Source organism: Streptomyces sp. NPDC060035 (genome assembly GCF_042736635.1).
GTDB lineage: Bacteria > Actinomycetota > Actinomycetes > Streptomycetales > Streptomycetaceae > Streptomyces.
In genome coordinates, this window is the sequence record NZ_JBHWVO010000007.1 from 299,053 (window position 1) to 312,289 (window position 13,237).

10 protein-coding genes and 2 pseudogenes are annotated in these 13,237 nt (G+C 70.1%); 8 read left to right on the plus strand and 4 right to left on the minus strand.

Annotated features, from left to right (window positions below; translation table 11 throughout):
- Positions 1–767: pseudogene (locus ACFWBQ_RS14415) on the minus strand (D-alanyl-D-alanine carboxypeptidase); the annotation flags it as partial.
- Positions 768–931: 164 nt separating this feature from the next.
- Between ACFWBQ_RS14415 and ACFWBQ_RS14420 the strand changes: the two are divergent.
- The 4 genes from ACFWBQ_RS14420 (at position 932) to ACFWBQ_RS14435 (ending at position 5,317) form a co-directional block, all read left to right on the plus strand.
- The gene (locus ACFWBQ_RS14420; RefSeq protein ID WP_385487664.1) at positions 932–1,645 is read left to right on the plus strand and encodes a GPP34 family phosphoprotein; all 714 of its coding nucleotides are present in this window, start codon (positions 932–934) and stop codon (positions 1,643–1,645) included.
- Between the two features lie 218 nt (positions 1,646–1,863).
- Entirely contained in the window at positions 1,864–2,721 is an 858-nt protein-coding gene (locus tag ACFWBQ_RS14425; protein ID WP_385487666.1) for a helix-turn-helix domain-containing protein, read from the plus strand.
- Positions 2,722–2,979: 258 nt separating this feature from the next.
- The gene (locus tag ACFWBQ_RS14430) at positions 2,980–3,186 is read left to right on the plus strand and encodes a DUF397 domain-containing protein (protein WP_385487668.1); all 207 of its coding nucleotides are present in this window, start codon (positions 2,980–2,982) and stop codon (positions 3,184–3,186) included.
- Positions 3,187–3,733: 547 nt separating this feature from the next.
- Entirely contained in the window at positions 3,734–5,317 is a 1,584-nt protein-coding gene (locus ACFWBQ_RS14435; RefSeq protein WP_385487670.1) for a sodium:solute symporter family protein, read from the plus strand.
- 84 nt (positions 5,318–5,401) lie between these two features.
- Here ACFWBQ_RS14435 and ACFWBQ_RS14440 read toward each other — a convergent pair whose 3' ends face one another.
- Together ACFWBQ_RS14440 and ACFWBQ_RS14445 are read right to left on the minus strand one after the other, a co-directional pair.
- Complete coding sequence (locus tag ACFWBQ_RS14440) at positions 5,402–6,517, minus strand: ADP-ribosylglycohydrolase family protein (RefSeq protein WP_385487672.1); 1,116 nt, start codon at positions 6,515–6,517, stop codon at positions 5,402–5,404.
- A gap of 237 nt (positions 6,518–6,754) precedes the next feature.
- Entirely contained in the window at positions 6,755–7,228 is a 474-nt protein-coding gene (locus tag ACFWBQ_RS14445; protein WP_385487674.1) for a carboxymuconolactone decarboxylase family protein, read from the minus strand.
- Between the two features lie 246 nt (positions 7,229–7,474).
- On the opposite strand from ACFWBQ_RS14445, the pseudogene ACFWBQ_RS14450 reads away from it, so the two are divergent.
- Together ACFWBQ_RS14450 and ACFWBQ_RS14455 are read left to right on the plus strand one after the other, a co-directional pair.
- A pseudogene (locus tag ACFWBQ_RS14450) lies at positions 7,475–7,555 on the plus strand (MerR family DNA-binding transcriptional regulator); the annotation flags it as partial.
- A gap of 58 nt (positions 7,556–7,613) precedes the next feature.
- The gene (locus tag ACFWBQ_RS14455) at positions 7,614–8,189 is read left to right on the plus strand and encodes a TipAS antibiotic-recognition domain-containing protein (RefSeq protein ID WP_385487676.1); all 576 of its coding nucleotides are present in this window, start codon (positions 7,614–7,616) and stop codon (positions 8,187–8,189) included.
- Positions 8,190–8,254: 65 nt separating this feature from the next.
- Here the strand turns inward: ACFWBQ_RS14455 and ACFWBQ_RS14460 are convergent, their stop codons facing one another.
- The gene (locus ACFWBQ_RS14460) at positions 8,255–10,837 is read right to left on the minus strand and encodes a bifunctional FO biosynthesis protein CofGH (protein WP_385487678.1); all 2,583 of its coding nucleotides are present in this window, start codon (positions 10,835–10,837) and stop codon (positions 8,255–8,257) included.
- Between the two features lie 120 nt (positions 10,838–10,957).
- On the opposite strand from ACFWBQ_RS14460, the gene ACFWBQ_RS14465 reads away from it, so the two are divergent.
- Positions 10,958–11,647: an HAD family hydrolase gene (locus ACFWBQ_RS14465; protein ID WP_385487781.1), complete on the plus strand. Its 690-nt coding sequence runs from the start codon at positions 10,958–10,960 to the stop codon at positions 11,645–11,647.
- Positions 11,648–11,974: 327 nt separating this feature from the next.
- Positions 11,975–13,219, plus strand: a complete 1,245-nt coding sequence (locus tag ACFWBQ_RS14470; RefSeq protein ID WP_385487680.1) for a hypothetical protein — start codon at positions 11,975–11,977, stop codon at positions 13,217–13,219.
- Positions 13,220–13,237: the final 18 nt, after the last annotated feature.

The following is a 13,237-nucleotide window of genomic DNA, read 5'->3' on the forward strand; positions in this document are numbered from 1 at the left end:
ACCTCGGCCTCGGGCTCGGCCTCGGGCTCGGCCTCGGGCTCGGCCTCGGGCTCGGCCTCGGGCTCGGCCTCGGGCTCGGCCTCGGGCTCGGCCTCGGCCTCAGTCTCGGAGCCGTGCTCAGCGTCGCTCCCGGGGCCGGCCTCAGTCTCGGAGCCGTGCTCAGCGTCGGTCCCGGGGCCGGACTCAGTCTCGGAGCCGTGCTCAGCGTCGGTCCCGGCGTCGGCCCCCTCGCCGCGTGCAGACCCTGCAGACCCCACCTCGGCGGCAGCCTCGGCCGTGGGCTCGGCTTCGGGGGCACCCGTCTCGTCCGTCTCGGGGGGCACAGCCGCCTCGTCCGCCGCAGCAGCCTCCTCGGCCGCCTCGCGGGGCTCCGAGCCCTCCACAGGGGCCTTCACGCCCTCCACGGAGCCCGTTGAGTCCTCCGCGGCCCCGGAGTCGGTGCCGGCGGTGTCCGCCTCGCTCCCGGCAGACGCTGAAGCATCCGGGGACGCGTCCACAGACGCATCCACAGGCGCGTCCACAGAGCCGTCCGCAGACGCCTCCGCCGGATCGTCGGCAGCATCCGCGGAGAGCGGCGAGCGGAAGACCGCCGTCGCGGTGTCCGTCGCGGTGCCCGTGGTGCTCCCGGTGCCCGCCGCGGCGACCGGTTCGCGGAACACGGCGAGACGCGGATCGCGTCCCTCAGTCGTCCCCGACGACTTCCGCTGCTCCGAATTGTCGGGGGACTCGCCCGCCACCGATGCCTCCTCCATGCGCCGCGGGGACATGCCCGCACTGTCCGAACCATCTACCAGTGTCCTGTGTGAACCCTTGACTGGGCCGCTAGACGAGAACGACATACCTAACGGTTCCCTCACAAAGCACCCAGGCACCCTCGACAGACCAATGTGAGAGGGGTCACCCTGTCATTCATCCACGCGGGGAGGCATGGATGGGCAGGAGCCGCAGAACAATTCCGGAAGAGCTTCTGTTGCTCGCTCTGGACCCGACCACGGGTACCACAGCGCAGCCGCAGTCGCTCGACCTCGGCCTGGCCGGGGCACAGCTAGTAGAGCTGGCTCTGGCAGGACGGATAGCCCCTGACGGGGATCGTATCGCCGTGGTGATGCCACGGCCGACAGGAGATCCGACTCTGGACTCCGCACTGGAGCTGCTGCGCCGTCGCGGCAGCCCGGTCCGGGCCGTCCACTGGATCGGCGGACCCCGACTGGGGCTTCGTCAGATCTACCTCGCTCATCTGGAGCGGTGCGGCATGGTGCATGCCGTGGCGGGCCAGATGTGCGGAGTACTGCCGACGACTCGCTACCAGGCGACGGACACGGCAATCAGCCGGGACATCAAAAACCGGCTGGACAGTGCGATCCGCACCGGCGTACCGCCGGACCCGCGGACCGCGGCGCTCGCCGCGCTGGCCCATGCGGTCGGACTCGGCAAGCACCTGTACCCCGGGAACGAGGGGCGCTCTTCGCGCTCCCGGCTCCGGGACCTGATCAGACACGACCCCATGGGCGGCCTCGTGGCGCATGCCGTGATGGACGTCCAGAACGGCGTGGCCGTACAGCCGCGCCGTAATCAGCAAGCGGCAGGCGTGCCGTTGCAGCCGCAAGCACATCGCGGCAGCATGGCGCACACCTCCGTGCACTGACCGCGCAGAGCATCGCGCGGAGAACCGAATACCGCCGCACCGACGTCCCCACAGACCCGGTTCGGGAGCCGCACCACGCGCGGGGCAGCCGGATCCACCGGCTGCCCCGCGCGCTTGTGTGTGGCCGTTTCCCAGCGCGCCCACGGCCAGGGGTGGCAATCTGCTGAGCAGTAGATACGCACAGCTACAAGAGCTGCATAGCCGGAGGTGCCGTTTCCGTGCCGACCAACGTCAATCCCACCGTCAGGCGACGCCGGTTGGGCCAGGAATTGCGCCGCCTTCGCGAGATCAAGGGCATGACGGCCGAGGAGGTGGCGGAGCGGCTGCTGGTCTCCCAGTCGAAGATCAGCCGCCTGGAGAACGGCCGCCGTTCGATCAGCCAGCGCGACGTCCGGGACCTCTGCGGCGTGTACGAGGTCGAGGACCACCGGATCGTCGACTCTCTCATGCAGATGGCCAAGGACTCCCGCCAGCAGGGCTGGTGGCACGCTTTCGGCGACATCCCGTACAGCGTCTACATCGGTCTGGAAACGGACGCCGAATCGCTCCGGGTGTACGAGCCCCAGGTCGTCCCCGGCCTGCTGCAGACCAGGCAGTACGCGGAGGCGCTGATCACCGGCGCGCTCCCCGAGGCGCCGCAGTCCGACATCGAGAAGCGGGTCAACGTCCGGGCCCGCCGCCAGGACCGCATCAATGCTCCCGAACACCCCCTGCGGCTGTGGGCGGTGATCGACGAGTCCGCGCTGCGCCGGCTGGTCGGCGGCAAGCAGGCGATGATCGAGCAGCTCGAGCACCTTATCGAACAGTCCCAACTCCCGCATGTGACCGTGCAGGTGCTTCCGTTCGAGATGGGTGCACACCCGGGCATCAACGGGCAGTACGCCATTCTGGAATTCCCGGACGCCGCGGACTCCAGCGTGGTGTACATCGAAGGCGTCACCAGCGATCTGTATCTGGAGAAAGCGAATGACGTACAGCGATACAGCGTCATGTACGAACATTTGCGGGCCCAGGCACTGAATGTGGAGCAGACCCGCCAATTCATCAGTGACATCGCCAAGGGCTACACCCGCTGAACAACCGTCGGGCGCCCACTGGGCACCCGTCGAAATCAGACACCGCCGCAAAGTCTGATTTGCGAGGCATGCAGGGATGTAAGCGAGGTGGCGGCGGGACAATACACCGTCACCACCTCCCCCTGGAAGACCCACATGGAATATGCCATCCGGTCGAGTGAACGGCCGCGCCACTCAGCGATGTTGGCGAGTAGCGTCGATCACGCCAACAGGAACGAAGTTGGCGTCCCTCACACAACTCTCTGAACCGGAGTGAACATGGCTATTCTTCAGGGTGCTACGGACATGTGGACAAAGTCGTCGTACTCCGGCGGCAACGGAGCATGCGTCGAGGTCAAGTCCCCCGTCACGCAAGCCATTGCCGTACGCGACTCGAAGGCCCCCGAGGGTCCTTCGCTCACCTTCGTGCCCGGCGCGTGGAACGCTTTCGTGCGCGATGTGGCGGAGGGCGCCGTCGGCGCCTGACCGGCGCCGGTACCGACGCCTGCGCCGGTCGCCGCGCACCACTGACAGGAGCCCTCTCGACTGGTCCGCCGTCCTGGCCGAGGGGGCTCGGCCCGCTCTCGCGTCCCGGCCCGCTCGCGCGTTCGGCTGCGGTCGATCGACGTACAGCACGTCAGCACTCAAGTCCTCCGGTAACCAGGACCTTCAGTGCTTCAGACCCCGGTTCTTCAGCTCTCCTCCTTCTCCGGCCGCACGGGACCCGCATCCCGTGCGGTCGTTCTGCGTTCTCAGCGCTCCTGCTTGGGTTCTGTCTCTGCACAGCCTGACGAAGTGCCCGCTCATCGTGTGGCCGCTGTCACGTTCACTACAACGCCCCGCAAGGTCAAGAACGAGTAAAATCGTTCGCCTTACTGATCCGTGTTCACATCCCTGATCACGAAAAACCTTGACCGAGGACCCGAACAGGCGGTTCAATCCCCAAAGTCCCCGTTCCCGCACGGGGCCCCGCTGAACGGCCGTACTGACGAAGTGCGTTCCCGTTCACAAGGCGGACCCCTGGAGGGGGCACATGAACAGTCTCGACTGGGCCGTGCTCATCGGATACTTCGGTGTGATGGTCGCGATCGGACTCTGGTCGCACAAGCGCGTGGACAATGTCAGCGACTTCTTCACCGCCGGCGGCAAGATGCCGTGGTGGCTGTCGGGCATCTCGCACCATATGTCGGGCTACAGCGCGGTGATGTTCACCGGCTACGCCGGTATCGCGTATCAGTACGGTGTCACGTCCTTCGTGACCTGGTCGCTGCCGATCGCCATCGGCATCGGCATCGGCGCCAAGCTCTTCGCACCGCGGCTCAACCGGCTGCGCTCGCGGCTGCACGTCGCATCGCCGCTCGAATACCTCAAGACCCGCTACAACATCCAGACCCAGCAGGCCCTGGCCTGGTCCGGTCTGCTGCTGAAGATCGTGGACGTCGGCGCCAAGTGGGCGGCCATCGCCACACTGCTCTCCGTCTTCACGGGTATCTCCCTGACCCAGGGCATCTTCATCACCGGCGCCATCACGGCCGTCTACTGCACGGTCGGCGGGCTGTGGGCCGATGCGCTCACGGAGCTCGGACAGTTCATCATCCAGCTCTTCGCCGGTCTGGCCATGCTGTTCATCGCCATGAGCAAGCTGGGCGGCTTCAGCTCGCTGTGGACGGTCTGGGACAAGCTGCCCGAGGGCCACACGGACCCGACGGCCGGCCCGTACACGGTGACGTTCCTGCTCGCGTACCTCTTCATCAAGACCTTCGAGTACAACGGCGGCATGTGGAACCAGGCCCAGCGCTACATGGCCACGGACTCCGCACGCTCCGCGACACGTTCGGCCCGCCTCTCCGCGATTCTGTGGCTGGTCTGGCCGACGGTGCTCTTCTTCCCGATGTGGGTCGCCCCTCTGCTCGTCGAGGCGAAGAAGCCCGACGCCTCGGACAGTTACGCCCTGATGACCGAGCAGCTGCTGCCCCACGGTCTGCTCGGCCTGGTCGTCGTCGGCTTCTTCTCGCACACGATGGCCATGTGCTCCTCCGACGCCAACGCGATCTCGGCGGTCTTCACCCGGGACATCGCACCGGTCTTCTCCAAGGCGGCCCGCACCTGGAGCAACCGCAGCGGTCTGCTGGCCGCGCGGCTGTCCACGCTCGCCTTCCTCGGCCTGTCGATGGCACTGGCGACGCAGATCAACTCGCCGACGTTCAAGGACATCATCTCGGTCGTCATCAAGTGGGTGGCCGGTCTGATGGGCCCGATCGCCATTCCGTTCATGCTGGGCCTGCTGCGCAGGTTCCGCAGGTCGGGGCCGACGGCGGCGCTCACGAGCTGGGCAGCCGGCCTGCTCGCGTTCTACCTCACGAACTACAACTTCGACGGCTCGGTGAAGACCGACGTCGCCCTGCAGTACCAGGTGGCGCTGCCACTGGCGATCTCGCTGGTGCTCTACATCGCCATCGGGTTCATCAAGCCCGAGGACACTCCTGAGCGCGACGCGATCATCGAGATGATCAACACAGATGGCGGGGGCCCGGACGGCGAGGCCGGCGCAGCCGCAGTTCCGGCGCAGAAGACCGGCCCGGACGGCACGGCGGTCCCGGAGGGTGTGAAGGACTGACCGTCGTTCCGACAGGGACACACGAACGGTGGGCGGGCGCGGCGGCGTCCGCCCACTGCTGTCTGTGCCCTCTTCCCGCTTCCCTCAGTCCCGCGGGTAGCGGGTCAGCCAGCCGGGAGCCACAGCCGTCGGGCTGTGCAGGGCGGGCCCCTGGGTCATCTCCATCGCGAAGTCGTCGGCGAGTTCGAGGACGGTCGGGCGCCCCTCGAGTTCGGCCAGCCAGGCCGGCGGCAGCGCCGTCTCGCCGTGCAGCGCCCCGAGGAGGGCCCCGCAGACGGCCCCGGTGGCCGCGGACGGCCCCGAGTGGTTCACGGCGAGGCGCAGCCCGTGCCGCACGTCCTCGCCGACCAGCGCGCAGTACAGGGCCACGGCGAGGACCTCCTCCGCGGAGTCCGTGTCGCCGAGCGCCTCGATGAGGGCCGGCCCGGGAATGCCCTGCCGTACGGAGCCGAGGGCCTGTCGCAGTGCTTCGGTGACCTGCTCGTTGCCCGGGCGGCCGGCGAGCAGCGCGAGGGCGTGCTGGACCGAACCGTCCAGGGTCTCGCCGCGCGCCAGCCCGTGCACCAGGACGGCGAGGGCTCCGGCGGCCAGCTGGGCGGTGGCGTGACCGTGGGTCTGGGCCGCGCACTCGACGGCCAGCTGGAGGACGAGCTGCGACTCCCACCCGACGAGCAGTCCGAACGGTGCGGAGCGGGTCAGCGCAGCAGAGTCCCGGGCCGAGGGGTTCTTGGGAACGGCGAGCGTGCCCATGGTGGTGTCGCCGAATCCGACGAGGCACTCCCGGGTGGGCGCACGGCGCGTGTACAGCCACTCCTCCCGGGCCAGCCAGCCGTTGTCCTTGCGGCGTTCGTCGGGCCCCCAGGCGCTCTGTGTGGCCGCCCAGCGCAGATGGGCGCGGTGCACATCGGTGGGCGGGTGCCAGGCGCCCGTGTCACGGCGGACCTGGGCGCGTATCAGCCCGTCGACGGTGAAGAGGGTGAGCTGTGTGACGGCGGTGACGGCACCGCGCCTGCCGTGCGCGGGAATGAAGTCCACGACGCCGTCGACGCCGTGGCCCGCCCGGATCTGCTCCAGGGTGAGCCCGGCGACGCCCGCCCCGAGCGCGTCGCCGATGGCACCGCCGAGGAGGGCCCCGCGCACCCGGCTGCGGAAGTCCTGCTGCTCTGCACGGCCCCAGACAGCTGTGGTCCCTGTGCTCACCGTGCCCCTTCCATCCGTTCACCGGCGTGCGACTGCGCAAGCACTGTAATCGAACGGGAAGAGCTGGTTCAGAGCTGGAACGGTATGTACGGAGTGCGGTCTCGAGAGCCTTTTTGTACGCCATTCCTCACGGTTTTCCAGAACGGTCCACCGGTACGAGCAGGGCGCCCTCCCCCGCAGCCGTCTCCGGCCGGGACAGTACCGGCGGTCCCGGCCGGGGACGCCCTGCTGCCCGGGTTATCCGAACTGGCCGGGCTGGTAGTCGCCGGCGGGCTGCTGGACCATGACGTTCATGCGGTTGTAGGCGTTGATGAGGGCGACGAGGGACACCAGAGCGGTGAGCTGTTCCTCGTCGTAGTACTTGGCGGCGTTCGCCCAGGCCTCGTCCGTGACGCCACCGGCCGCGTCGGCGATGCGGGTGCCCTGCTCCGTCAGCTCCAGGGCAGCGCGCTCGGCGTCGGTGAACACCGTGGCCTCCCGCCAGACCGCGACCAGGTGGAGGCGCGTCGACGTCTCCCCCGCGTGCACGGCGTCCTTGGTGTGCATGTCGGTACAGAACCCGCAGCCGTTTATCTGACTGGCGCGGATCTTCACCAGTTCCTGCGTCACGGCCGGCAGCGACGAGTCCGTGACCACCTTCCCCGCCGAGTTGATGTGCCTCAGGAAGGTGGCCACGTCCGGGCTGCCGAAGAGGTTCAAGCGAGCATTCATCGTGTACTCCTATGCCGTTGCTGATGCCTGCACCTCTGTGACGGATGCGGCCCGGCGGGATGTGACACGCCTGTATGTGACGTGCGTCTCCCCTGCCGCGCGGCCCGCACCGCAGTCCCCGGCCCGGCCCGATGAGTCCACGGGGTTGAACCTGCCGCGACGGGAGGTTCTGGCGTGGCGACCATGATCGGGAATCACGGCGCAGGGCGTCGGTGGAGCATCGGCGAGGTGGCACGGACGAGCGGGATGACCGTACGCGCACTGCACCACTACGACGGGATCGGTCTGCTGAGCGCGAGCGAGCGCACCGCGTCGGGGCACCGCCGCTACACGGAGCGCGATGTGCGACGGCTGTACCGGGTGCGGGCCCTGCGCTCCCTCGGCCTTGTCCCTCGAGGAGATCGCGGATGTCCTCGAGGACTCCGCGGACGACCTGGCCGCCATGCGCGGCCTGCTGGCAGCCCAGCTCGACGGGCTGGAGCGACACGCCGCCCGGGTCCAGCAGCTCACGCACCGGATCCGCGGGCTGCTGGGGCAGCTCGACACCGCGTCGATGCCCGGTCCGGACCAGTTCATGACGACCCTGGAGATGATCTCTGTGTACGAGGCCGCGTTCACCACGGAAGAGCAGGAGCAACTGGCCCGGCGCCGGGCCGAACTCGGCTCCGAGGCCATCGAGGAGGCCAAGAAGGTATGGGCCGGTCTCGTCGGACAGCTCCTGCGACACGTACAGGAAGACACCCCCGTCGACGACCCGCGCGTGCAGGTCCTGGCCGGCCGCTGGGACGCCCTGGGAAACCGGTTCCACGCCGAAGGCGCCGCCGGCGAGCGGACCAAGGCCGCGGCGCGGACGATGTGGCGGGAGAACAGCGAGGAGATCGGCAGGAGCCTGCCGCAGCCCGCGGACCGCATCCGTGACCTGGTCAGCTACCTGGAGCGGGCCCGGCAAGCCCGACAGTGAAGGGGGCGTTCCCGCAGGCGACCGCACGGGGGCCGGCGAGCCGAGGCCGGCTCCGGGCGGTCGCCTCAGCTCGGCAGCACCGGCAGGAGCTCCGGCAGGTGCCCGTCCGAGGCCGCCGCGGCCGTGATGCGCTCCTCGGGCACCTCGCCGTACAGCGTCGTACGCGGCTTCGCCGGCCGCCCCGCGAGATCGGCGATGGCGACCAGGTCCTGGATGGACCGGTACGAGCCGTAACTGGAGCCCGCCATCCGGGAGATGGTCTCCTCCATCAGCGTTCCGCCGAGGTCGTTGGCCCCCGAGCGCAGCATCTCGGCCGCACCCTCCGTGCCGAGCTTCACCCAGCTGGTCTGGATGTTGGTGATGTGCGGGTGCAGGAGCAGTCGGGCCATCGCCGTGACGGCCCGGTTGTCGCGGTCGGTGGGACCGGGGCGGGCGATTCCGGCCAGGTAGACCGGGGCGTTGGTGTGGATGAAGGGCAGCGTCACGAACTCGGTGAAGCCGCCTGTCTCCTGCTGGAGGCGGGCCAGCGTCCTGAGGTGGCCGAGCCAGTGCCGGGGCTGGTCGACGTGCCCGTACATCATGGTCGAGGAGGACCGCAGCCCGACTTCGTGCGCGGTCCTGATGACCTCCAGCCATGTGGCGGTCGGCAGCTTGCCCTTGGTGAGGATCCAGCGGACCTCGTCGTCGAGGATCTCGGCGGCGGTGCCGGGGATCGAGCCGAGTCCGGCCTCCTTGGCCGCGATCAGCCAGTCGCGGATGGACATGCCCGTACGGGTCGCGCCGTTGACGACCTCCATCGGCGAGAACGCGTGGACGTGCATGCCGGGAACGCGTTCCCGCACGGCCCGCGCGATGTCGAAGTACGCGGTGCCCGGCAGGTCCGGGTGGATCCCGCCCTGCATGCAGACCTCGACCGCACCGACGTCCCAGGCCTGTGCGGCACGGTCGGCCACCTGGTCCAGGGAGAGGGTGTAGGCGTCGGCGTCCGTACGCCGCTGGGCGAAGGCGCAGAACCGGCAGCCGGTGTAGCAGACATTGGTGAAGTTGATGTTCCTGGTGACGATGTAGGTGACGTCGTCACCGACCACGTCCCGGCGCAGGGTGTCGGCGATCCGGCACAGCTCGTCCAGCGCCGGCCCGTCCGCGTGCAGCAGGGCGAGCGCCTGGTCGTCGGTGAGCTTCGTCGGGTCGTCGGCGGCCCGGCTCAGCGCCTGGCGTACGTCGGCGTCGATGCGGGACGGGACCATGCCGGGGGCCGCGGCCTCGCGGAGCGCCTCCCAGTCCCCGTACACCTCGTCGAAGTCGTTGCGCCGGTCGCCGGTGCGGCCCTCGGTGTCGATGGTGCGGTGCAGATCGGTGCGGCCGGAGGCGTTGAACCCCTCGTCCGGCTCCTGCCAGGGCAGCCCGACGGGAATCACGCCCTCCTTGGCGAGGCCGGTCTCGGGGTCCGCGAGCGCCCGCACGTGCGGGACGAGGCGGGGGTCGAGCCAGGGCTCGCCGCGCTGGATGAACTCCGGATAGATGGTGAGACGTTCACGCAATCGAAATCCGGACTCGGCGGTACGGGCGGCGAGTTCGTCGATGTGCGGCCAGGGCCGCTCGGGGTTCACATGGTCGGGCGTGAGCGGTGACACGCCGCCCCAGTCGTCGATGCCCGCGCCGATCAGCAGGGCGTACTCGGCGTCGACGAGGTTCGGCGGGGCCTGGATGCGCGCCGAGGGGCCCAGGATGTGGCGGGCCACGGCGATCGCGGCGGCCAGCTCCTCCAGCTCCGCGTCCGGCATCCCGCGCATCGCGGTGTCCGGCTTCGCGCGGAAGTTCTGGACGATGACTTCCTGGATGCCGTGGTAGGCGCGGGCCGTCTTGCGCAGCTCGAACAGGGAGTCGGCCCGCTCCTCGTACGACTCGCCGATGCCGATCAGGATGCCGGTGGTGAACGGGACGTTGGACCGTCCGGCATCTTCCAGCACCCGCAGCCGGACGGCCGGCTCCTTGTCCGGGGACCCGTAGTGCGGGCCGCCCTTGTCCGACCACAGCCGGGTCGCCGTCGTCTCCAGCATCATGCCCATGGACGGCGCGACGGGCTTGAGCCGCTGCAGATCGGTCCAGGTCAGCACCCCGGGGTTGAGGTGCGGCAGCAGCCCCGTCTCCTCCAGCACCCGGATCGCCATGGCGCGTACGTACGCCAGGGTGTCGTCGTACCCCTCGGCCTCCAGCCACTCCCGCGCCTCGGGCCAGCGGTCCTCCGGCCGGTCGCCGAGCGTGAACAGCGCTTCCTTGCAGCCCATTTCGGCACCCTTACGGGCGATGTCGAGGACCTCGTCCGGCGACAGGAACATCCCGTGGCCGTCGCGCTTGAGCTTCCCGGGCACGGTGACGAAGGTGCAGTAGTGGCAGGTGTCACGGCAGAGCCGGGTCAACGGGATGAAAACCTTGCGGGAGTACGTGATCACTCCCGGGCGTCCCGCAGCGTCGAGCCCCGCGTCGCGGACCCGGGCAGCTGACGCGGTCAGATCCGTCAGATCGTCCCCGCGGGCCTGGAGCAGTACGGCGGCCTCGGCCACATCGAGGGCGACTCCGTCGCGAGCCCGGCGGAGGGCGCGCCGCATGGCGTTGGTGGTCGGGCGTCCGAGCTGAGGATCGGTCATGAACCGAGCATACGAGCGACGCACCCCCACCGGATCAGGGCCTCTGTCCGCAGCTACCGTCCGGCCACTCCTGGCGCCTTGGCCGTTATGTCCCACTTGCCCCGTAGGGTCGGTCCGGTGATGGAAACGATCGTCTTCGACATCGGCGAAACCCTCGTCCGCGACGACCGCCACTGGGCCTCCTGGGCCAACTGGCTCGGGGTCCCGCCGCACACCGTCAGCGCGCTCGTGGGCGCCGCCGTCGTGCAGGGCCGCGACTGCTCGGACGCGCTGCGCATCCTGCGCCCCGACATGGACGTCACCGAGGCGTACCACGCCCGTGCGGCAGCCGGCCGCGGCGAGCACCTGGACGAGTCGGACCTCTACCCCGACGTCCGCCCCGCCCTGGCGGAACTGCGCGCCCTGGGCCTGCGGGTGGTGATCGCCGGGAACCAGACCGTCCGGGCCGGGGAACTGCTGCGGGCCCTGGACCTTCCCGCGGACATGATCGTCACGTCGGAGGAATGGGGTGTGGCCAAACCGGACCGCGAGTTCTTCGAGCGCGTGCTGGAGGTCTCGGACGCGGCCCCGCACGCCACCTTGTACGTGGGCGACCACCCGGCCAACGACCTGTTCCCGGCCAAGTCCTCGGGCCTGCGGGCGGCACACATCCGCCGGGGCGCGTACGGGCACTGGTGGGCGGACCACCCGGACGTGACGGAGACGGCGGACTGGTGCATCAACGCGCTGACGGACCTGCCGGCGATCGTGAACGCGGCACCGTCCGGTGCCGCGCCCGGCATCGGCACCGGCCTCCGATCGGTCCGGTGAACGGAAGCCGAACCGGGCGGCCGCCTCACGCCCCGAGGATGCGGGACAGCCCGTGGTCGAGGCGCTCGCCGAAGAAGCGTCCTCGACGTGCGCGGCGGCCCGGGACAGCGAGGGATGGTCACCCGAATCCAGCCGCCGTGCGAACGCCTGGCCCCTCACGCCCGGGAGCGCCTGCCCCTCCCGGGCCGGCCGATCCCACCGCAGGTCCGTTCGGAACGAGCACCCGTACAGACAAGCGCCCGGCCGTGATCCACGCGTGATCACCACCCCGTAACCTCCAACCCGCCAGAGGATTGACGGGGTGTGAGATCAAGGCGGGGGCAGTACATGACATACCGGCGCGCAGCGATACCGGCACTGGCCGGAGGGCTGCTGCTCACGGCGCTTCTGTGGTGGGCGGGGGCGAGCGTGAACGCGTTGCACCTGGCGGGTACCAGTGAGGTGCTCGGCGGCCGGGCAGCCGCTGAGCTCCAGTACTGGCTCACTCCCTGGTCGTACGACCCTCCGGACTCGGTCCGCTTCGGCGCCGGGGTGTCCGGTGGGATCGGGGACGCGGCCGGCACCGACGGCAGCCGCTATCTCTCGCTGTACGCGACCTCCATGCAGATCCGGTTCAGCGCCGTCTTCGCCGTCTTCATGCCCGGGGCGCTGCTCCTCGTCCGCAGACTGCCGCCGGTACGCGGCCGGGTGACGGCCGCGTTGCTCGCGGTATGGGCCTGGGGCCTGGTCGCCGGGATGCTGGCCGCGGTCCTCTCCGCGCCGTGGTCGATCGCCTCGCGGGGGCACGGCAGTTACCGCTTCCTGCCCCAGTTGGCGTCAGCGAGCTCTTCCGGGCAGCAGATCACCGTGCTTGCCGCGCTCGTCGCTGCGACGGGGACCGTGCTGGCGGCGCGGATCACCACCAAGGGCGCCGGTCCGCTGCCGCTCGGGCAGGTTCCGGCGCGCGCCGCCCGCCTGGCCGCCACCGTCGGTACCGCCGTGGTCGCCCTGTCCCTGCTCGTCCTCTCCTACCAGCCGGTCGCCGCAGCCATCCAGACGGTCTCCCTGTCCGGCCGGCTGCTCTCCGAACCGGGCGACTTCCTGCGCCAGTGGTTGTTGCTCGGCGGCTGGTCGGGCCCGGCGGGTGCGCCGCTCGGCGACTGGCTCCTGTACCGCGTCGCGGACGGGCTGCTGCTCGCCGTGGTGTGGTGGGCGCTGCGGAAACTGCCCGTACTGCTCACCCCGGCCACTGTTCCGGCGATGGCGGCCGGCGCGGTCTGTGCGACCGTCATCGGGCTGCTGGCGAGACAACTGCTGCAGATGGGACTGACCGGGGCGGACTCGGGCATGCGCTGGGGTCTGCTGCAGCTGACCGGCGGCCTCGGCGGCGGCGTCCCTGCCGCCCTGACCTGGGGCCTGGTGGCCGGTCTCCTGACCGCCCTGACGCTGCGGGCGGCCGGAGGCGGCGCCGGGACCGCCGACGCCACGCCCCCGGGCGACTCCCTGGCCCCCGCCCCGCCCGCCACGCTGCCGGACCCGCCCGCCACGGCCCCCGCCCCGCCCACCGCGTTGCCGGACCGGCCCGCCGGCTGACGTACCTCGGGGTGCCGG